The sequence below is a fragment of the Curtobacterium sp. VKM Ac-2887 genome, from assembly GCF_015350935.1.
Taxonomy (GTDB): domain Bacteria; phylum Actinomycetota; class Actinomycetes; order Actinomycetales; family Microbacteriaceae; genus Curtobacterium.
The window spans coordinates 97,039-116,937 of the sequence record NZ_JADKSB010000004.1 but is presented as its reverse complement, the minus strand read 5'-3'; the positions used below and the strand labels follow the sequence as shown (position 1 = coordinate 116,937).

The 19,899-nt window shown below is 71.3% G+C and carries 20 protein-coding genes; 18 read left to right on the top strand and 2 right to left on the bottom strand.

What is annotated here, in order from left to right; translation table 11 throughout:
- Positions 1 to 11 precede the first annotated feature (11 nt).
- From recA to dapF, 5 genes are all read left to right on the top strand, one after another.
- A complete protein-coding gene (gene recA, locus ITJ69_RS06310) occupies positions 12 to 1,073 on the top strand; it encodes a recombinase RecA (protein WP_111084595.1) in 1,062 nt (353 codons plus the stop codon).
- Positions 1,070 to 1,936: a regulatory protein RecX gene (locus ITJ69_RS20910; RefSeq protein ID WP_123673447.1), complete on the top strand. Its 867-nt coding sequence runs from the start codon at positions 1,070 to 1,072 to the stop codon at positions 1,934 to 1,936. The genes recA and ITJ69_RS20910 overlap by 4 nt, the downstream gene beginning before the upstream one ends.
- A 26-nt stretch (positions 1,937 to 1,962) precedes the next feature.
- Complete coding sequence (miaB, locus tag ITJ69_RS06300) at positions 1,963 to 3,456, top strand: tRNA (N6-isopentenyl adenosine(37)-C2)-methylthiotransferase MiaB (RefSeq protein WP_194672330.1); 1,494 nt, start codon at positions 1,963 to 1,965, stop codon at positions 3,454 to 3,456.
- Between the two features lie 94 nt (positions 3,457 to 3,550).
- A complete protein-coding gene (miaA, locus tag ITJ69_RS06295; protein WP_194672408.1) occupies positions 3,551 to 4,462 on the top strand; it encodes a tRNA (adenosine(37)-N6)-dimethylallyltransferase MiaA in 912 nt (303 codons plus the stop codon).
- Positions 4,459 to 5,349, top strand: a complete 891-nt coding sequence (gene dapF / locus ITJ69_RS06290; protein WP_123938803.1) for a diaminopimelate epimerase — start codon at positions 4,459 to 4,461, stop codon at positions 5,347 to 5,349. Before miaA ends, dapF begins: the two co-directional genes overlap by 4 nt.
- 170 nt (positions 5,350 to 5,519) lie before the next feature.
- On the opposite strand, the gene ITJ69_RS06285 is transcribed toward dapF, so the two are convergent.
- Positions 5,520 to 6,131: a class I SAM-dependent methyltransferase gene (locus ITJ69_RS06285; RefSeq protein WP_194672329.1), complete on the bottom strand. Its 612-nt coding sequence runs from the start codon at positions 6,129 to 6,131 to the stop codon at positions 5,520 to 5,522.
- Positions 6,132 to 6,192: 61 nt separating this feature from the next.
- On the opposite strand from ITJ69_RS06285, the gene hflX reads away from it, so the two are divergent.
- A complete protein-coding gene (hflX, locus tag ITJ69_RS06280) occupies positions 6,193 to 7,731 on the top strand; it encodes a GTPase HflX (RefSeq protein WP_194672328.1) in 1,539 nt (512 codons plus the stop codon).
- A gap of 128 nt (positions 7,732 to 7,859) precedes the next feature.
- Here the strand turns inward: hflX and lexA are convergent, their stop codons facing one another.
- A complete protein-coding gene (gene lexA, locus ITJ69_RS06275) occupies positions 7,860 to 8,504 on the bottom strand; it encodes a transcriptional repressor LexA (RefSeq protein ID WP_123293903.1) in 645 nt (214 codons plus the stop codon).
- A gap of 235 nt (positions 8,505 to 8,739) precedes the next feature.
- On the opposite strand from lexA, the gene ITJ69_RS06270 reads away from it, so the two are divergent.
- The 12 genes from ITJ69_RS06270 (at position 8,740) to cmk (ending at position 19,867) form a co-directional block, all read left to right on the top strand.
- Complete coding sequence (locus tag ITJ69_RS06270; RefSeq protein WP_111084603.1) at positions 8,740 to 9,117, top strand: LysM peptidoglycan-binding domain-containing protein; 378 nt, start codon at positions 8,740 to 8,742, stop codon at positions 9,115 to 9,117.
- 75 nt (positions 9,118 to 9,192) lie between these two features.
- A complete protein-coding gene (locus ITJ69_RS06265) occupies positions 9,193 to 10,299 on the top strand; it encodes a histidinol-phosphate transaminase (protein WP_194672327.1) in 1,107 nt (368 codons plus the stop codon).
- Positions 10,296 to 10,898 (top strand): imidazoleglycerol-phosphate dehydratase HisB, encoded by a 603-nt coding sequence (gene hisB, locus ITJ69_RS06260; RefSeq protein WP_111084605.1) that lies wholly within the window; start codon positions 10,296 to 10,298, stop codon positions 10,896 to 10,898. The genes ITJ69_RS06265 and hisB overlap by 4 nt, the downstream gene beginning before the upstream one ends.
- On the top strand, positions 10,895 to 11,530 hold the full coding sequence (gene hisH, locus ITJ69_RS06255) for an imidazole glycerol phosphate synthase subunit HisH (RefSeq protein WP_194672326.1): 636 nt from the start codon (positions 10,895 to 10,897) through the stop codon (positions 11,528 to 11,530). Before hisB ends, hisH begins: the two co-directional genes overlap by 4 nt.
- 125 nt (positions 11,531 to 11,655) lie before the next feature.
- Entirely contained in the window at positions 11,656 to 12,402 is a 747-nt protein-coding gene (gene priA, locus ITJ69_RS06250; protein ID WP_194672325.1) for a bifunctional 1-(5-phosphoribosyl)-5-((5-phosphoribosylamino)methylideneamino)imidazole-4-carboxamide isomerase/phosphoribosylanthranilate isomerase PriA, read from the top strand.
- A gap of 4 nt (positions 12,403 to 12,406) precedes the next feature.
- The gene (locus tag ITJ69_RS06245; protein WP_131878649.1) at positions 12,407 to 13,252 is read left to right on the top strand and encodes an SseB family protein; all 846 of its coding nucleotides are present in this window, start codon (positions 12,407 to 12,409) and stop codon (positions 13,250 to 13,252) included.
- Positions 13,253 to 13,355: 103 nt separating this feature from the next.
- Positions 13,356 to 14,231 (top strand): ParA family protein, encoded by an 876-nt coding sequence (locus tag ITJ69_RS06240; RefSeq protein WP_111084609.1) that lies wholly within the window; start codon positions 13,356 to 13,358, stop codon positions 14,229 to 14,231.
- Entirely contained in the window at positions 14,215 to 15,018 is an 804-nt protein-coding gene (locus ITJ69_RS06235; RefSeq protein WP_111084610.1) for a segregation and condensation protein A, read from the top strand. Before ITJ69_RS06240 ends, ITJ69_RS06235 begins: the two co-directional genes overlap by 17 nt.
- Positions 15,008 to 15,736 (top strand): SMC-Scp complex subunit ScpB, encoded by a 729-nt coding sequence (gene scpB / locus ITJ69_RS06230; RefSeq protein ID WP_194672324.1) that lies wholly within the window; start codon positions 15,008 to 15,010, stop codon positions 15,734 to 15,736. Before ITJ69_RS06235 ends, scpB begins: the two co-directional genes overlap by 11 nt.
- A gap of 1,246 nt (positions 15,737 to 16,982) precedes the next feature.
- Entirely contained in the window at positions 16,983 to 17,771 is a 789-nt protein-coding gene (locus ITJ69_RS20350) for a pseudouridine synthase (RefSeq protein WP_228505067.1), read from the top strand.
- A gap of 87 nt (positions 17,772 to 17,858) precedes the next feature.
- Positions 17,859 to 18,971, top strand: coding sequence for a prephenate dehydrogenase (locus ITJ69_RS06220; RefSeq protein ID WP_131845494.1), 1,113 nt, complete (start codon positions 17,859 to 17,861; stop codon positions 18,969 to 18,971).
- 215 nt (positions 18,972 to 19,186) lie between these two features.
- The gene (gene cmk, locus ITJ69_RS06215) at positions 19,187 to 19,867 is read left to right on the top strand and encodes a (d)CMP kinase (RefSeq protein WP_194672407.1); all 681 of its coding nucleotides are present in this window, start codon (positions 19,187 to 19,189) and stop codon (positions 19,865 to 19,867) included.
- Positions 19,868 to 19,899 lie beyond the last annotated feature (32 nt).

Here is a 19,899-nt window from a genome sequence, read left to right as displayed (position 1 = left end):
AGGAGCACCCCATGCCATCACCGGCAGACCGCGAAAAGGCCCTCGAGACCGCACTCGCACAGATCGACAGGCAGTTCGGCAAGGGTGCGATCATGCGCCTCGGTTCGGACGAACGCGCCCCCGTCAACGTCATCCAGACCGGGTCGGTGGCGCTCGACGTCGCGCTCGGCATCGGGGGACTGCCCCGCGGCCGCATCGTCGAGATCTACGGCCCGGAGTCCTCGGGCAAGACGACCCTCACCATCCACGCCATCGCCAACGCCCAGCGCGCCGGTGGCATCGCGGCCTTCATCGACGCCGAGCACGCGCTCGACCCGGAGTACGCCAAGAAGCTCGGTGTCGACATCGACGCCCTGCTCGTGTCGCAGCCGGACACCGCCGAGCAGGCGCTCGAGATCGCGGACATGCTCGTCCGCTCCGGCTCGATCGACCTCATCGTGATCGACTCGGTCGCAGCACTGGTGCCGCGCGCCGAGATCGAGGGCGAGATGGGTGACTCCCACGTCGGTCTGCAGGCCCGCCTCATGTCCCAGGCGCTGCGCAAGCTCGCCGGTGGGCTGAACCAGACGCAGACCACGATGATCTTCATCAACCAGCTGCGCGAGAAGATCGGTGTGTTCTTCGGTTCCCCGGAGACCACCTCGGGCGGTAAGGCGCTGAAGTTCTACGCGTCCGTCCGCCTCGACATCCGTCGCATCGAGACGCTCAAGAGCGGCACCGACGCGGTGGGCAACCGCACGCGTGTCAAGGTCGTCAAGAACAAGATGGCGCCGCCCTTCAAGCAGGCTGAGTTCGACATCCTGTACGGCGTCGGCATCTCGCGCGAAGGCTCGCTGCTCGACTTCGGTGTCGACCACGGCATCGTCAAGAAGTCGGGTGCCTGGTACACCTACGACGGCGACCAGCTCGGGCAGGGCAAGGAGAACTCGCGTTCCTTCCTGATCCAGAACCCCGACACGGCGGCTGAGATCGAGGGCAAGATCCTCGCCAAGCTCGGCGTCGGTGGCGCCAAGGCGGAAGAGGCTCCGGTCGAGTCGATCGCGCCGAAGCTCGCGGAGCGCAAGGGCGCGTGAGCACCGACCACGACGACGACGGCCTCGCACCGGTCACCGACCTGTTCGGTGCGAGGTCCCGTCGTCGGGCCCCGGCAGCTGCGGAGCCCACCCCCGAACCTGAGCAGACGGTGCCCAGCATTCCGGAGCCGGTGCTCGAAGACGATGCGGACACCCCCGTCCCGCTGCCCATCCGCGGGCCACGCGCACAGGCCGACTGGGTCTCGCCGGTCATCGGCGACGGTTCCGGCCGGACCGCGCGGGCCGAGCAGGACGGCTACGACGACGACGGGGCGGATGCCACGACGGCGTCGGTCTTCTCGATCGCCGGTGGCGAAGAACTCGACCCTGCGGATGCCCCTCGTCCCCTCGACGAGCAGCGCGCCGACGCCGAGCGGCTCAGCATGCGGGCGCTCGGCCGCAAGGGCGTGAGCGAGTCCGAGATGCGGACACTGCTCACCCAGCAGGACCTCGACCCCGACGTGGTCGAGCACGAGATCGAACGCCTGACCCGCGTCGGGCTGCTCGACGACGTCGCCCTCGCCACCGATCTGGTGGACCGCTTGCACGCCCGCAAGGGTCTGGGGCGGCAGGGCGTGGTCACCGAGCTGCGTCGTCGTGGCATCGACCAGATCGCGATCGACACCGCGCTCGACGAAGCCGCCGATGACGAGGACGACGAGTTCATCCGCGCCCAGGAGCTCGCCGACAAGCGTGCGCCGCAGATGCGTGGGCTCGACCGTGCGACCGCCGAGCGTCGGTTGTCGGGGTTCCTGATGCGCAAGGGCTACGGCTCGGGCGTGGTGCGGATCGCCGTCCAGCGGGCCCTCGACGGCGGCGGACGCCGCCCTCCGACGGGCCGCGGGACCGTGCGCTTCGAGTAGTCGCCCCGACCTACACTGGGACGACCATGGCCACCGTCGCAGCGCGCCAGCGCACCTACGAAGTCCGCACCTACGGGTGCCAGATGAACGTGCACGACTCCGAGCGGCTGAGCGGGTCGCTGCAGGCGGCGGGCTACACGGCGGCGGACGGCGAGCAGGCCGACGTCGTCGTGATCAACACCTGTGCGGTGCGCGAGAACGCGGACAACCGTCTGTACGGCAACCTCGGACAGCTCGCCGGCATCAAGCGCGACCACCCCGGCATGCAGATCGCCGTCGGTGGGTGCCTGGCCCAGAAGGACAAGAACGTCATCCTCGAGAAGGCGCCGTGGGTGGACGTGGTCTTCGGCACGCACAACATGGGCTCGTTGCCGACGCTGCTCGAGCGTGCGCGGCACAACGACGAGGCGCAGATCGAGATCCTCGAAGCGCTCGACGTGTTCCCGTCGACGCTGCCGACCAAGCGTGACTCGACCCACAGTGGGTGGGTGTCGATCTCGGTCGGGTGCAACAACACGTGCACGTTCTGCATCGTCCCGTCGCTCCGCGGCAAGGAGAAGGACCGCCGCCCGGGCGATGTCCTGGCCGAGATCCAGGCGCTCGTCGACGACGGTGCGATCGAGGTCACGCTGCTCGGACAGAACGTGAACTCGTACGGGGTCGAGTTCGGCGACCGTCAGGCGTTCGGCAAGCTGCTGCGCGCGGCCGGCACCATCGACGGCCTCGAGCGCATCCGCTTCACGAGCCCGCACCCGGCAGCCTTCACCGACGACGTCATCGACGCCATGGCCGAGACCCCGAACGTCATGCCGCAGCTGCACATGCCGTTGCAGTCCGGGTCCGACCGGGTCCTCAAGGCCATGCGGCGGAGCTACCGGAGCGAGCGGTTCCTCGGCATCCTCGACCGGGTGCGCGCCAAGATCCCGAACGCGGCGATCTCGACCGACATCATCGTCGGGTTCCCCGGCGAGACGGAAGAGGACTTCGCAGACACCCTGCACGTCGTCGAGCAGGCTCGGTTCGCCAGCGCCTTCACGTTCCAGTACTCGATCCGCCCCGGCACCCCGGCGGCGACGATGGACGACCAGCTGCCGAAGCACGTCGTGCAGGAGCGGTACGAGCGGCTCGTCGCGCTGCAGGAACGCATCACCGCGGAAGAGAACGCCGCGCAGGTCGGCCGGAGCGTCGAGGTCCTCGTCGCGACGGGCGAGGGGCGGAAGGACGACGCCACCCGCCGGTTGTCCGGACGCGCCGAGGACTCGCGGCTCGTGCACTTCGCCGTGCCGGAGGGCTCCGCGGTCCCGCGACCCGGCGACGTCGTGACGGTCGAGATCACCCGAGCGGCCCCGCACTTCCTGATCGCCGACGACGACGCTCCGCTGCGCATCCGACGCACCCGTGCGGGCGACGCCTGGGACCGCGCCGAGGCCGAGAGCTGCGGCGTGCCGACCCCGGCGGCGCCCGGCGACGGTCCGCGCCCGGTGTCGCTCGGGCTGCCGACGCTCCGTGTCGGGCGCTGACGCCCCCGTCGGGGACGGCTCCGAGCGCGGCCCCGCCGGATGCCCCGAGCGCGACCCGGCGCAGCACCGCGGGCTCGACGCCTCCGACGCTGATCTGATCGCCGTCGTCGGGGCGACCGGGACGGGCAAGTCCGACCTCGGGATCGCGATCGCCGAACGCCTCCGCGCCGCCGGCCGGGACGCCGAGATCGTCAACGCCGACGCCATGCAGCTGTACCGGGGCATGGACATCGGCACCGCGAAGCTGTCGTTCGACGAACGGCACGGCATCCCGCACCACCAACTCGACGTGCTCGACGTCACCGACGAGGCGAGCGTCGCCGCGTACCAGGTGGCTGCCCGAGCCGACGTGGACCGGATCCAGGCGGACGGCGGCGTCGCCGTGCTCGTCGGGGGCAGCGGGCTCTACGTGTCGTCCGTCCTGTTCGACCTGGCGTTCCCCGGCACCGACCCGGAACTCCGCGCGCAGCTCGAGCACGAGCACGACGAGCTCGGTCCGGGCATCCTGCTCGAGCGGCTCCGCGGCATGGACCCGGCGGCCGCAGCGACGATCGATGCACGCAACCCACGGCGGTTGATCCGGGCACTCGAGATCGCGAGCCGATCCGAGGTCGTGACCCCGAGCCTCCCGTCCGCGCCCCGCGCGTGGCGACCGTCCCGCATCCTGCACCTGCGACGGGACCGTGAGCAGCTGGTCGCGGCGCTGCACGCGCGTGCAGCGGGGATGTTCGCCGCAGGACTCGTCGACGAGGTCGCGGCTCTGCGCGAGCAGGGCATCGAGCAAGGGAAGACCGCGCGGGCCGCGATCGGGTACTCGCAGGCGCTCGACGTGCTGCGGGAGACCTCCACGATCGAGGCCGCGGTCGAGGCGACCGGCATCGCGACGCGCAAGTACGCCCGACGGCAGGTGTCCTGGTTCCGCCGCTACGCCGACGCCGAGACCCTCGACGTCACCGGAGCCGACCGCGGGGACCTGTCGGAACTGGCCCGTAGGATCGTCCCGTGACCGAGCTGCACTTCACCAAGGGCCAGGGGACCGGCAACGACTTCGTCCTGTTCGCCGACCCCGACGCCACCGTCGACCTGACCCCCGAGCGGATCCGCGCGATCGCGGACCGACGCTTCGGCGTGGGCGGCGACGGCGTGATCCGTGCGGTGCGGTCCGAAGCGATCCCCGAAGGTCGCACCCTGGTGGCCGTCGAACCCGCGGCGACGTGGTTCATGGACTACCACAACGCCGACGGCACGGTCGCCGAGATGTGCGGCAACGGGATCCGGGTGTTCGCCCGGTACCTGACCGAGTCCGGTCTGGTCGAGCTCGCACCCGGTGAGACCCTGACCGTCGGCAGCCGCAAGGGCCTGGTCGACATCCAGCGGACCACCAACGGCTTCGCTGCCGACCTCGGCCGGTGGGGGCTGGGCATCGAGGACGGCGGCTCGGACGACGTCATGGTGCGCGCCAAGAACCTCGACGGTGCCCGGCCCGGCATCGGCATCGACGTCGGCAACCCGCACGTGGTCGTCGCCGTCGCGACCGAGGACGAACTCGCCGACCTCGACCTGACGTTCCTGCCCGTGCTCGACCCGGCGCCCGAGCACGGCGCCAACGTCGAGTTCGTGCTGCCCGGCGACCCCCTGATCAACGACGGCGTCGGCGAGATCACGATGCGGGTGCACGAGCGGGGCAGCGGCGAGACGCTGTCGTGCGGCACCGGTGCGGTGGCTGCGGCCCTCGCGACGCGGTACTGGGTGGGCTCCGGTGCGCCGGACACCTGGCGCGTGCGGGTTCCCGGCGGCGTCGTGACGGTGCGGATGTTCGCGGCGGAGGACGGCGAGCACGTGTCGCTGTCCGGGCCCGCCGAGCTCGTGTTCTCCGGGGACCTGACGGTCTGACGCGGGGTGCGGGGGCCGCGGGCCGCGGGGCGGGGCGGGGCCGCGCGGCGCGCTTCGCTTCGTGAGCAGAAATGGTCGGGTGCGCTGCGGCGACTCGACCATTTCTGCTCACGAAGTGGCGCGGGCGGCGCGCGGCGCGCGGCGCCCGGCGCGGCGCGCCGCGCGCCCGCCTACGCCGTCCGGTGCACCCGGATGACGCGGAACCCCTTGTCGGTGGACGCCCGCGCGACGTGGAACCCTGCCCCGAGCGCACCGACGAGCCACTTCTGCAACGAGTCGCCCCCGAGGTCCTTCGACACCACGAGCCAGGCGTCGCCCTCGACCTCGAGCCGGGGCAGCCACGTCAGCAGGATCTCGTGGAGTTCGTCCTTGCCGACGCGGATCGGCGGGTTCGACCAGATCGTCCGGAACCGCAGGTCGTCCGGGACGTCGTCGGGCAGGGCGATCGTGACGTTCGACGCACCGGCGGCCTCGGCGTTGGCCCGCGCCAGACCGAGCACCCGTTCGTTGACGTCGACGCCCCACACCGACGCATTGGGGGAGTGCAGCGCCATCGTGATCGCGATCGGGCCCCAGCCGCAGCCGATGTCGAGCAGCGCGCCGTCGTGCGCGGGCGGCGGGACGGAACCGAGCAGCACGCGGGTGCCGCGGTCGAGGCCGTCCGGGCTGAAGACCCCTGCTGCCGTGGTCAGCGTGAGCGACCGGCCGGCGAGGGTGACGTCGATCTGGCGTTCGCGGGTGTCCGATGACGGGTTCGCGGAGAAGTAGTGGTCGTTCGCCATGGATGAACCGTAGCGGGAACCCGGTGTGTCCGAGGCCCGCCGGAGGTACCCTGTGGACAGGATGACGGATACCCATCAGCAGAACGACCAGACCAACGACGACAGCGCAGACGGTGTCGTCGAACGGGTGTTGCGCAACGCCGACCGCCGCGCAGCATCGTCCATCTTCGCCCCCGCCCAGGCGATCCAGACCCGCTCGGTCGACGAGCACGGGTGGGACGGCGACGGCGACCAGTACGACCGTGAGGACCGCGCGGCCCTGCGCCGCGTCGCCGGCCTCTCCACCGAGCTCGAGGACGTCACCGAGGTCGAGTACCGCCAGCTGCGGCTCGAGCAGGTCGTCCTGATCGGCGTGTACCCGCACGGTGACGCGCAGGACGCCGAGAACTCCCTGCGGGAGCTGTCCGCCCTGGCCGAGACGGCCGGCGCGGTAGTCCTCGACGGGCTCCTCCAGCGTCGACCGAACCCCGACCCGGCGACCTACCTCGGCAAGGGCAAAGCAGAAGAGCTCGCGATGGTCGTCAAGGCCACCGGCGCCGACACGGTGATCGCGGACACCGAGCTCGCCCCGTCGCAGCGCCGCGCGCTCGAGGACGTCGTGAAGGTCAAGGTCATCGACCGCACGGCCGTGATCCTCGACATCTTCAGCCAGCACGCGAAGACCCGAGAGGGCAAGGCCCAGGTCGAGCTCGCGCAGCTCCAGTACCTGCTGCCACGACTGCGCGGCTGGGGTGACTCGATGTCCCGGCAGGCCGGTGGTCAGGTCTCCGGCGGTGCGGGCATGGGTTCGCGTGGTCCCGGTGAGACGAAGATCGAGCTCGACCGACGTCGCATCCACACCCGCATGTCGAAGCTCCGCCGCCAGATCGCCGGGTTCCGTCCTGCGCGCGAGGCGAAGCGTGCCGACCGTCACCGCAACGAGGTGCCGAGCGTCGCGATCGCCGGTTACACGAACGCGGGCAAGTCCTCGCTCCTGAACCGTCTGACGAGCGCCGGCGTGCTGGTGCAGAACCAGCTGTTCGCGACGCTGGACGCCACGGTCCGCCGGACCGAGAGCACCAAGGGCCGGGAGTTCACCTTCGTGGACACGGTCGGCTTCGTCCGGAACCTGCCGCACCAGCTGGTCGAGGCGTTCCGCTCCACCCTCGAGGAGGTCGGCGAGGCCGACGTCATCGTGCACGTGGTCGACGGCTCGCACCCCGACCCCGGGGCCCAGCTCGCGACCGTGCGCGAGGTCATCGGCGACGTCGGCGCGCACGACATCCCCGAGATCGTCGTGTTCAACAAGGCCGACCTGATCGACGACGCACAGCGCCTGGTCCTGATCGGGCTCGCGTCGGACGCCGTCTTCGTGTCGGCCCGCACGGGCGAGGGCATCCCGGAGCTCCTCCGCACCATCGAGGAGCGCCTGCCGGAGCCCGACGTCGAGCTCACGGTGGTCGTGCCCTACGACCGCGGTGACCTCGTCTCCACGCTGCACGACGCGGGCGCGGTCGACTCCGTCGACTACGGCGAGGACGGCACGCGCCTGCGCGTGCGCGTCTTCCAGCGCCAGGTCGCGGAGCTCGATCCGTACGTGGTCGCCCCCGTCACGTCCTGACGGTCGGCACCGACTGCACGTCCTGACGGTCGGCACCGACTGACGGCCGGGAGGCCCGTCCCGCGTCCGTCGCGCGGGTGTCGCTCCGGCCGCGGTTCCGTCCAACGCGGGTCAGCGCCCGGTGTGCTTCAGAGCGAGCGGAGGACCGCGACGACCTTGCCGAGCACCGAGGCCGCGTCGCCGAGGATCGGCTCGAACGCGGTGTTGCGGGGGAGCAGCCACGTGTGGCCGTCGCGCTGGCGGAAGACCTTGACGGTCGCTTCTTCGTCGAGCATCGCGGCGACGATGTCACCGTTCTCGGCGGTCTGCTGCGCACGGACGACCACCCAGTCGCCGTCGCAGATCGCGGCGTCGATCATCGACTCGCCGACGACCTTGAGCATGAAGAGGTCGCCCGAGCCGACGAGCTGCCGGGGGAGCGGGACGATCTCGTCGACGTGCTGCTCCGCCGTGATCGGGACACCGGCGGCGATCCGGCCGACCAGCGGCACGAGCGTGGTGGCGTCGACGTCGGGTCCGGTGACGTCCGGCGTGGGCTCGTCGACCAGGACCTCGAGGGCACGGGGACGGTTCGGGTCGCGGCGGATCCAGCCGCCGAGCTCGAGCTGGCCGAGCTGGTGGGACACGCTCGACAGCGAGGAGAGCCCGGCTGCGTCGCCGATCTCGCGCATGCTCGGCGGGTAGCCCCGAGAGGCGATGGACGCGCGGATGGCGTCGAGGATCGTCTGCTGCTTCGCGGTCAGCGGCTTCTGGCCCCGCAGTTCGTCCACCACGTCGTCTCGCTTTCGTCGGTGCTGAGCGGCCGTGGCGGGAATGTCGGTGGTCCCCGTTTGACTTGTCCCAGTCGATCGAAACAGTATCCGACCGGTCAACCCCGGACAAACACCTGTTCGAGCGTGTCGCAAGAAAACCCCGCAGAAATCCTCTCCCAGGACTTGTGCGTCGTCTGATTCGAAACTATGTTCGGTACACGACTTCGGTTCACCCGAACGGGAAGGCAAGAACGACATGAGCACCATCGCCATCGCTGACATCCAGCGCACCGCGGCCCCCGCCGTGCGCGTCCGCCTGCGCCTGACGCGCCGCGGCCGCATCGTCTTCACGACGCTCGCCGCGCTCCCCCTCCTCATCGTCGTCGCCTTCTTCGTCCTCAACGGCGGCCAGGCGTCCGCCGGTGACGCCGCCGCTGGTGGCGCTCGGACGCAGTTCGACACGGTCACGATCCAGCCGGGCGAGACGCTCTGGCAGCTGGCCGAGGACACCGCGCCGAACGCCGACCCGCGTGACTTCGTGCAGGACGTCATCAGCCTCAACGCCCTCGACGGCTCCGGTCTGCAGGCCGGCGAGCAGATCGCCATCCCGACGAAGTACACCTCCGGTCAGTAGTCGCCAGACGTGGTCGTGGGCAGTCCCGTCCGGACGGCTGGTCGTCCGGTGGCCACAGCGGCCTACGATGGATCGGTGGCATTCACGCTCGAAGACCTCCCGATCCGAGACGACCTCCGCGGTCAGAGCCCCTACGGCGCTCCGCAGAAGCACGTCCGCGTCCAGCTGAACGTCAACGAGAACACGCATCCCGTGCCGGACGACGTGGCTGACGACATCGTCGCCTCGATCCGCCAGGCGCTCGCGGCAGTGAACCGCTACCCGGACCGCGAGTTCACGGAGCTCCGCGAGTCGCTGGCCGGGTACCTCGGGCACGGCCTCACGGCAGAACAGCTGTGGGCGGCGAACGGCTCGAACGAGGTCCTCCAGCAGCTGTTGCAGGCCTTCGGCGGCCCGGGGCGTTCCGTCCTCGGGTTCCCGCCCACCTACTCGATGCACTCGATCCTGGCGTCCGGAACCGGCACGACCTGGATCCCGGCGGAGCGCGACGACGAGTTCCGCATCTCACCCGAGACCGTCGTGGCGGCGATCGAGCAGCACCGACCGGACATCGTGTTCCTGTGCGGGCCGAACAACCCCACGGGCACACCGCTGCCGATCGAGACGATCGAGGCCGCGTACGCCGCGACCGACGGCATCGTGATGGTGGACGAGGCCTACGCCGAGTTCATGCCGGCCGACGTGCCGAGCGCCCTCACGCTGCTGCCCGGGCGGGAGCGACTCGTGGTCTCCCGGACCATGAGCAAGGCGTTCGCGTTCGCCGGTGCACGGGTCGGCTACATGGCGGCACACCCCGCCGTGATCGACGCCGTTCGCCTCGTCCGACTGCCCTACCACCTGTCCGTCCTGACACAGGCAGCCGCCGTCGCCGCACTGCGCCACGCGCCCGAGATGCTCGCGATGGTCGACGACATCAAGCAGCAGCGCGACCGGATGGTGACCGAGCTGCAGGCCATGGGCTACCGGACGTACGAGACGTGGTCGAACTTCGTCCTGTTCGGTGGGGTCGCCGACCCGCACGCTGCGTTCGAGTCGCTGCTCGAGCGGGACGTCATCGTGCGCGACCTCGGCATCTCGAACCACCTGCGGGTGAGTGCCGGCACGGCAGAGGAGACCACCGCGTTCCTCGACGCCATGCGGCAGGTCGCCGCCGAGCAGCCGCCGGTTAGGGTTGGGGCATGACCGCCCGTACCGCCTCGATCAGCCGCAGCACGAGCGAATCGAGCGTCGAACTCGAGCTCGACCTCGACGGCACCGGTTCGTCCGACATCTCGACGAGCGTGCCGTTCTTCGACCACATGCTCACCGCGTTCAGCAAGCACTCGCTCATCGACCTCCGCGTGCGGTCGACCGGTGACACCGACATCGACGTGCACCACACGGTCGAGGACACCGGCATCGTGCTCGGACAGGCCCTCAAGCAGGCCCTCGGCGACCGGTCCGGCATCGGCCGCTACGGCGACGCCCTCGTGCCCCTCGACGAAGCGCTGGCCCAGGCGGTCGTCGACGTCTCCGGGCGTCCGTTCCTCGTGCACTCGGGTGAGCCCGAGGGATTCGAGTTCCACCGCATCGGCGGGCACTTCACCGGGTCGATGATCCGCCACGTGTTCGAGGCGATCACGTTCAACGCGGGCATCACCGTGCACGTCCGTGTGCTCGGTGGCCGCGACCCGCACCACATCGCGGAAGCCGAGTTCAAGGCGTTCGCGCGTGCGATGCGCAAGGCAGTCGAGCTCGACCCGCGCGTCGACGGCATCCCCTCCACCAAGGGCGCACTGTGACCGCGAAGCCGAACGTCGTCGTCCTCGACTACGGGTCGGGCAACGTCCACTCCGCCGCCAAGGCACTCGAGCGGGCCGGGGCCGAGGTCACGCTGACCTCCGACAAGCAGGCGGCGCTCCGTGCCGACGGCCTGCTCGTACCCGGGGTCGGGGCGTTCGCCGCGGTCATCGACCAGCTCGAGGGCGTCCAGGGCGGCGAGATCGTGGACCACCGTCTGGCCGGTGGTCGTCCGGTGCTCGGCATCTGCGTGGGCATGCAGGTGTTGTTCTCCCGCGGCATCGAGCGCGGAGCCGACGTCGAGGGGCTCGGGCAGTGGCCCGGCACCGTCGAGCAGCTCCAGGCCGAGGTCCTGCCGCACATGGGGTGGAACACCGTCCAGGCACCGGACAACTCCGTGCTGTTCGACGGGCTGCACGACGAGCGGTTCTACTTCGTGCACTCGTACGGCGTGACCGACTTCCCGCTCGACGCCTACGGCCCGTTCCGTGCTCCCGGCCTGACGTGGGCCGAACACGGACAGCGGTTCATCGCCGCGGTCGAGAACGGGCCGCTCACCGCGACCCAGTTCCACCCCGAGAAGTCCGGCGAGCCGGGCATCCGTCTGCTGACCAACTGGGTGCGCTCGCTCTGAACCCGGCCCGCGACGGGCGCGACGGCGCCGCCGGACGCGCCACGGGCCTCCAGGCTGAACCCCGCACCTTCACCACCGCACCTTCTCCACCGCACCATCTCCACCGTGACGAAATCGACAGGACCATGACCGACCTCACCGACACCTCGCCCCTCGTCCTGCTGCCTGCCGTCGACGTGGTCGACGGCCAGGCCGTCCGGTTGACCCAGGGCGAGGCGGGGAGCGAGACCGGCTACGGCGACCCCGTCGCCGCCGCGCGCACCTGGCGTGACCAGGGCGCGGAGTGGATCCACCTGGTGGACCTCGACGCGGCGTTCGGTCGGGGCGACAACCGCAAGGTCATCGCGCACGCGATCCGCGAGGTCGACGGCGTCTCCGTCGAGCTGTCTGGTGGCATCCGAGACGACGCCTCGCTCGAAGCCGCGCTCGCCACGGGGGCCGCACGGGTCAACCTCGGCACGGCGGCGCTCGAGAACCCGGACTGGGCCGCTCGGGTGATCGGCGAGTACGGCGAGCAGATCGCCGTCGGGCTCGACGTGCGTGGCACGACCCTCGCCAGCCGTGGCTGGACCGAGGACGCCGGCGACCTGTGGGAGGTCCTCGACCGGCTCGAGGCCGCGGGGTGCGCCCGGTACGTCGTCACCGACGTCACGAAGGACGGCACGCTGCAGGGCCCGAACGTCGAGCTGCTGCGCCAGGTGTGCGACCGGACCGACCAGCCCGTCGTGGCCTCTGGCGGGATCTCGACGCTCGACGACCTGTGGGCGCTGCGCGAGCTCGTGCCGTTCGGGCTCGAGGGCGCGATCATCGGCAAGGCGCTGTATTCCGGGGCGTTCACGCTGCCGGCCGCACTCGACATCGCCTCGGAGTAGCGGCGTGGCGGGAATTTCGAACGGGCGCGGAACCGGCCCCGAAGCGGCAACCGGTGCGGACGCGGCAACCGGTCCCGACGACGCGCACACCCCGGGTGGCGCGGCGGACTCGGCCGGCTTCACGTGGGAAGGCCGCACGTTCGACCACCACGACACCGCCTTCGCCGACGACGACGGTCTGGCCGACCCGGCGCTGACCGCGGCGATCGCAGGCGTGGCCGCCGGTGCATCGCAGGCGGCAGTCGTTCATGCACTGCGCACCGCCCGGCTGCTCATCCCGCTCATCGCCGAGGCGGGCGACCTCGGCGAGACCGACGCCGGCAAGCTCGTGGACAAGACCCAGGAGCTCTCGATCGTGACGGTCGCCGGGCCGGACGGGCGGAGCGTGATGCCCGCGTTCACCTCGGTCGAAGCGATGCACGTCTGGGACGCCGATGCCCGGCCCGTGCCCGTGGAGTCACGACGGGTGGCGATGGCCGCGGCGAGCGAGGAGACGCAGCTCGTCGTGCTCGACCCGAAGTCGGCGACCGAGTTCGTGCTGCGCCGTCCCGCGGTGTGGGCGCTCGGTCAGGACCTGCCTTGGACCCCGTGCTTCGAGGACCCCGAGGTCGCCCAGGCGTTCGCCGACTCGGTCGTGGGGGAGCGCAGCGTCGCCCGTGTCGAACTGACCCCCGGTGACCCGGTCGGACGCTTCGCCGGCCCGGAGCTGACCGTCGGACTGGCGTTGCACCCCGGGCTCGACCGCGAGCAGGTCGGCGAGCTCGTCGGACGCCTGCAGCAGCGGTGGTCGACGGACGCCGTCATCGCCGAACGCGTCGACAGCATGCGCGTGGCCCTGCGCGCAGCCTGAGCGGCGACCGCGTCGGCCACGCACCCGGCCACGAGCAACGCAGACCCGGCCGCGCGCGGCGGTGCGGCCCCGGGCCGGCCGACGTCGCCGGTACGATGGCCGGGTGAGCACGAACCCGACGACCAACCCCACCGGCGCGACCTCCATCGGTCCGACGGGTCGTCCTGTCCGGGAGTTCCCCGTGCCCGAGGAACTCGACAGCACCGGCCCTGCGCGCATCATCGCCCTCTGCAACCAGAAGGGCGGCGTCGGCAAGACCACCACGGCGATCAACCTCGGTGCAGCCCTGGCGGAGTACGGCCGCAAGGTCCTGGCCGTCGACTTCGACCCGCAGGGTGCGCTCTCCGCGGGCCTCGGTGTCCGCACGCACGACATCCACACCGTCTACGACCTGCTCATGGGCGCCGTGAAGGACCCGATCCAGGTCATCCAGCCGACGAACACTCCGGGGCTCGACGTGATCCCGGCGAACATCGACCTGTCCGCGGCCGAGGTGCACCTGGTCAACGAGGTCGCCCGCGAGCAGATCCTGGCGAGCGTGCTGCGCAAGGTCGCGAACGACTACGACGTGATCCTGGTCGACTGCCAGCCGTCGCTCGGCCTGCTCACCGTCAACGCCCTGACCGCGGCGCACGGGGTGCTCATTCCGCTCGAGTGCGAGTTCTTCGCCCTGCGCGGTGTCGCCCTGCTCATCGAGACGATCGACAAGGTGCGCGACCGCCTCAACCCGGCACTGACGCTCGACGGCATCCTGCCCACCATGTACGACTCGCGCACTCTGCACTCGCGCGAGGTCATGGAGCGCGTCGTCGACACGTTCGACGACCGGGTCCTCGACACCGTCATCGGGCGCACCGTGAAGTTCCCGGACGCCACGGTCTCCGCTCGACCGATCACCCAGACGGCGCCGGACCACGCCGCCGCCCACGCCTACCGGCAGCTCGCACGAGAGCTCGTCCAGCGTGGCGCCGTCGCCTGAGTCGGGGTTCCGGGTCCGACTCACCAACTTCGACGGCCCGTTCGACCTCCTGCTGTCGCTCATCACGAAGCACGAGCTCGACATCACCGAGGTCTCGCTCGGCGCGGTCACGGGGGAGTTCATCCAGTACGTGCGTCAGGCCGAGTCGGCGGACGAACTCGACGAGGCGAGCGAGTTCCTCGTCGTCGCCGCCACCCTGCTCGACCTGAAGATCGTCGGGCTGCTGCCGCAGGGTGAGCTCGTCGACGCCGAGGACGTCGCCCTGCTCGAAGCCCGCGACCTGCTGTTCGCGCGGCTGCTGCAGTACCGGGCGTTCAAGCAGGCCGCCGACTGGTTCGGCGAACGCTGGGGTGTGGAGTCGCGTCGGCACGTCCGGAGCGTCCGGCTCGAGGAGCGGTTCCGCGCCCGCACGCCCGAGCTCGTGTGGACGCTCTCGGTACAGGACTTCGCCGCACTGGCAGCGCTGGCGTTCGCCCCGCGGGAGATCCCGACGGTCGGACTCGACCACCTGCACGCGCCGCTCATCAGCATCCGCGAACAGGCCGCGATCGTCGTCTCGATCCTGCGGACACGCGACGGCGAGGGGGTCTCGTTCCGCGAACTGGTCGCGGGCGTCGACCAGACGGGTATCGTGGTGGCTCGCTTCCTCGCGATCCTGGAGCTGTACCGGAACGCATCGATCTCGTTCGAACAACTCGAGCCGCTCGGGGAACTCACGCTCCGATGGACCGCCGAGGACTGGTCCGACGAGAGCCTCGCCAACCTGGGAGCCGACTATGACGGATGACGTGCACGACACGTCCAGCGCCGAACCCGGCGGCGCCGACGAGATGGCCGACGCCCGCGCGATCGAGCACGAGATGCACGAGCGCGCCGAGCACGCTGAGCACGGCCAGCACGCCGAGCACGACCGCGCCCCGCAGGCGCACCCGGCGATCCCGATCGACCGCCAGCTCGAGGCGATCCTGATGATCGCGGACGAGCCCCAGTCGCTCGTCGCGCTCGGCGCCGCCGTGAACGCCCCCGTCCCCGCCGTCCGCCAGGCCGTCGAACGCCTCGTCGCGGACTTCGACGGCGTCGACGGCACCACCCGCCGCGGGTTCGAACTCCGCGAGGTCGGCGGCGGCTGGCGCTTCTACGTGCGCCAGGACCTGGACGCCGTCGTCGAGCAGTTCGTCGAGGCCGAGCGTCCCTCGCGCCTGTCGCAGGCCGCACTCGAGACCCTCGCGGTCGTCGCCTACAAGCAACCGATCACGCGATCCCAGATCGCGTCGATCCGCGCCGTCAACGTCGACGGCGTCGTCCGAACGCTGGTCGCGCGCGGTCTCATCGAGGAGTCGTTCACCGACTCCGAGACCGGCGCCATCAACTACGTCACGTCCGATCTGCTCCTGCAGCAGCTCGGCATCAACTCGCTCGACGAGCTGCCGCTCATCTCGCCCCTCCTGGACGACGGTGCGGACGGCTTCGGGCAGAACGAAGGGATCCCCGATGGCCGGGTTTGACGACCGGGGGCGCGGCGCGCCCCGAGACCGAGACGACCGCAACGGACGCTCAGGAGGCCCGGATCGCCCCGGGCGTTCGGCTCCCGGCCGCGGCGGGGCCGGCTCCAGTGCCGGTGGCCGCTCCGGCGGGTACGGTCGCGACGACCGCGGGGGCGCACGTCCGCCGCGTGACGACGACCGTCGTGGCGGCTACCAGTCGCGCGACGACCGCGGTGGCGACCGTGGTGGGTACCGGGGTCGCGATGACCGTAGTTCCGCGCCGCGTGATGACCGTGGTGGGTACCGCGGCCGTGACGACCGCAGCTCGGCTCCGCGCGACGACCGTGGCGGGTACCGGGGCAACTCGGCTCCGCGTGACGACCGCGGTGGGTACCGAGGCCGTGACGACCGTGCCGGCGGCGGCGACCGTGGCGGCTACCGCGGGAACTCCGCGCCGCGCGATGACCGTGGTGGCTACCGGGGTCGCGATGACCGCAGCTCGGCTCCGCGCGATGACCGCGGTGGCTACCGCGGGAACTCCGCGCCGCGTGACGATCGCGGTGGCTACCGGGGTCGCGATGACCGCAGCTCGGCCCCGCGTGACGACCGTGGTGGCTACCGGGGTCGCGATGACCGCAGCGCCGCGCCGCGTGACGACCGTGGTGGCTACCGGGGCAACTCGGCTCCGCGTGATGACCGTGGCGGCTACCGCGGCCGCGATGACCGCAGCGCCGCGCCGCGTGACGACCGTGGTGGCTACCGCGGGAACTCGGCTCCGCGTGATGACCGTGGCGGCTACCGCGGGCGCGACGACCGCAGCGCCGCGCCGCGCGATGACCGTGGTGGCTACCGCGGGAACTCGGCTCCGCGTGACGACCGTGGCGGGTACCGGGGTCGCGGTGACCGCAGCGCCGCGCCGCGTGACGACCGTGGTGGGTACCGCGGTCGTGACGACCGCAGCTCGGCACCTCGCGACAACCGCGACAGCCGCGAGGACCGCCGCGGCCCCGACGGCCAGCAGAGTCGCGTCTGGCACAACGGCCGCCGCTACGTCGGCGGCACCACGAGCGTCCGCAACAGCGACCGCCCCGGCAAGGGCGGCAACAGCGCCGGCAACCGCACCACGCCGAAGCCGAGCGGTGAGCGCGACAGCCACGGCGCCCCGGTGGAGGGCACGCCCGAACGCCCGATCATCGAGGACTGGGACGCGGCGGACGGGACGACGTCTGCCGGGGCCGAGCCGGGCCTCCAGGCAGAGGGGGAGCGCCTGCAGAAGGTGATCGCCGCTGCGGGCGTGGCATCTCGTCGCGTCGCGGAGAACCTGATCGTCGAGGGCCGCGTGACGGTCAACGGGCAGGTGGTGGACGCCCTCGGGCGTCGTGTCGACCCCGCGACGGACGCGATCTCGGTCGACGGCGTGCCGGTGCAGATCGACTCCTCGCGGCGGTACATCGTGCTGAACAAGCCGACCGGTGTCGTCTCGAGCCTGCAGGACGAGCGCGGTCGCCGCGACCTGACCGAGTTCGTGGACCGCTACGAGGAGCGCCTGTTCAACGTCGGTCGCCTGGACACCGAGACCTCCGGGCTGCTCGTGCTGACGAACGACGGCGACCTGGCACACGTGCTCGCGCACCCGTCGTTCGGCGTGCAGAAGACCTACATCGCGAAGGTGCACGGCAACGTGAACCCCGCCGTGGTCCAGCGTCTGACCGAGGGCGTCGAACTCGAGGACGGTCCGATCAAGGCCGACAAGGTGCGGTTGCTGGAGTCCTCGCGGGGTGAGTCGCTCGTCGAGATCACGCTGCACTCCGGCCGCAACCGGATCGTCCGTCGCATGCTCGAGGCCGTCGACCACCCGGTCCTCGAACTCGTCCGCCGCTCGTTCGGGCCGCTGCACCTCGGCAGCCTGCCGCCGGGCAAGATGCGCGAGCTGGGCACGGTCGAGGTCGGCAAGCTGCTCGGCACCGTCCGTGACGCGAAGCCCTCCGCTCGTGACGACCGCGACGTCGCCCTCGACCAGGGCGACGACGACTGGGACGACGAGACCGCGGACTGACCGCGACCGGCCTGCGACCGGCCCTCGGGCCGTGACTGCCACCCGGGCGTCGACCGATGCCCGGGTGTCGGTCGGTAGGCTTGCCCGGTGACCGACCTGACCCCACCCGACATCGACCGCCGCGTGCGCGGCCCGGTGCGGGTCGTCGGCACCGGGCTCCTCGGAACGTCGATCGGTCTGGCGCTGCGCGAGAAGGGGGTCGACGTCGTCCTCGACGACGTCTCACCCGGCGCGTTGGCGCTCGCCGTCGACTACGGGGCCGGCCGCCGGCCCGAACCCGGCGACCAGCCGGAACTCGTGGTGGTCGCGGTCCCGCCGGACGTCGTGGCGACCGTCGTCGCCCGCGAACTGTCCGCGTACCCGGACGCCATCGTGACCGACGTCGCGAGCGTCAAGGCCGGACCGTTGGCCGAGCTCGTGGCCGCCGGCGCCGACGTCACCCGCTACATCGGGTCGCACCCGATGGCCGGACGTGAACGCAGCGGACCGAGCGCCGCCCGCGCCGACCTGTTCGTCGGCAGCCCCTGGGTGATCGCCGGGCACGACGCCATCAGCTACCAGCGCGCCGCCGTGGTCGAGGACCTCGCGCTCGACGTCGGTGCGACCGTCGTGCCGATGGACCCGGCGTCGCACGACCTGGCCGTGGCCTACGTCTCGCACGTGCCGCAGCTCGTGTCGACGTTGATGGCCTCGCGGCTTCGTGACGCCCCGGACGGCTCCCTCGGTCTGGCGGGCGGTGGCGTCCGTGACGTCACCCGTGTCGCCGCGAGCGACCCCGGCTTGTGGGTGCAGATCATCGGCGCGAACGCGGCCAACGTGCGGCGGGTGCTGTCCGACCTGCGCGACGAGCTGAGCGACGTGATCGGGGCGCTCGACGACCCCGCCGCCGCCGGAGCTCCGCGGACCCTGGCCGAGACGATCGCCGCCGGCAACCGCGGTGTCGAACGGCTGCCCGGCAAGCACGGCACCACCAAGCGCTTCGCCCAGGTGGTCGTCCTCGTCGACGACACCCCCGGGCAGATCGCCGCGCTCCTGACGTTCATCGGGGAGATCGGCATCAACCTCGAGGACATGCGCCTCGAGCACTCACCGGGCGCGCAGATCGGCATCGTCGAGGTGTCGGTCCTGCCCGAGCAGGAACAGCGACTCGTCGAGGAACTCGAGGGTCGCGGATGGAGGATCGCAGCAGCATGGGCCTGAACGACACGAACGCAGCGACGAACGACTCCGGTGTGACCGCCGACTCCGGCGTGACCGGCGGGCCGGACGGTCCGGACTCCGGTCTGCCGACCCCGACCCCCGGTGACGGCGCCCGCGGTGGCGCGGACGGCGGCCCGCTCGGCGGTCCGGCCGGCGGCCTCGGCGAGCCCGGCGGCGAGCCCGGTTCGACCAGCGCCCCGGTACCGGCCGGTCTCATCGACGGCGCCTACGTGGCCAAGATCGTCATCGCGGTCGACGGCCCCGCGGGCAGCGGCAAGTCGAGCGTCTCCCGCGCGGCCGCCCGTGCGCTCGGCTACGGCTACCAGGACACCGGCGCCGCCTACCGCGCCCTCGCCTGGCACGCCCTGCAGCAGCGGGTCGACCTCGACGACGCGGCGGCGATCCTGGCGAGCTGGGACACGTTCGACTACGCCATCGGCACCGACCCCGACGACTACTACGTGCGCGTGGGGGAGACCGACGTCACCGACGCGATCCGCACCCCGGACGTGACGGGCGCGGTGGCGCACATCGCGAAGCTCCCCGACGTCCGACACCGCCTCGTGCAGCTGTTCCGGAACGTCATGCGGAAGACCGACGCACCGGGCATCATCACCGAGGGTCGGGACATCACCACGGTGGTCGCACCCGACGCCGAGGTCCGGATCCTGCTGACGGCCGACGAGTCCGTTAGAATGGCCCGGCGCTCGGCGGAGGTCACGACCCAGTCGGCCGCAGAGACCTCCGCCGCACTCGCTCGTCGAGACGCGGCGGACGCGAAGGTCGTCGACTTCATGAACGCCGCAGACGGCGTCACGACGCTCGACTCCACCGACCTCGACTTCGACCAGACCGTGCAGGCGGTCGTCGACCTGGCCCGCGCGGCCACGCACTGACGCACGACCGGACGGCCTCGGCCGCCTGGTCA

Bases quoted from the DNA above. Each gene is read 5' to 3' on its own strand.
- hisB (WP_111084605.1), top strand. From the start codon at position 10,296: ATGACCGCCCGTACCGCCTCGATCAGCCGCAGCACGAGCGAATCGAGC.
- ITJ69_RS06285 (WP_194672329.1), bottom strand. From the start codon at position 6,131: ATGGCGAACGACCACTACTTCTCCGCGAACCCGTCATCGGACACCCGC.
- ITJ69_RS06270 (WP_111084603.1), top strand. From the start codon at position 8,740: ATGAGCACCATCGCCATCGCTGACATCCAGCGCACCGCGGCCCCCGCC.
- priA (WP_194672325.1), top strand. From the start codon at position 11,656: ATGACCGACCTCACCGACACCTCGCCCCTCGTCCTGCTGCCTGCCGTC.
- miaB (WP_194672330.1), top strand. From the start codon at position 1,963: ATGGCCACCGTCGCAGCGCGCCAGCGCACCTACGAAGTCCGCACCTAC.
- hflX (WP_194672328.1), top strand. From the start codon at position 6,193: ATGACGGATACCCATCAGCAGAACGACCAGACCAACGACGACAGCGCA.
- recA (WP_111084595.1), top strand. From the start codon at position 12: ATGCCATCACCGGCAGACCGCGAAAAGGCCCTCGAGACCGCACTCGCA.
- scpB (WP_194672324.1), top strand. From the start codon at position 15,008: ATGACGGATGACGTGCACGACACGTCCAGCGCCGAACCCGGCGGCGCC.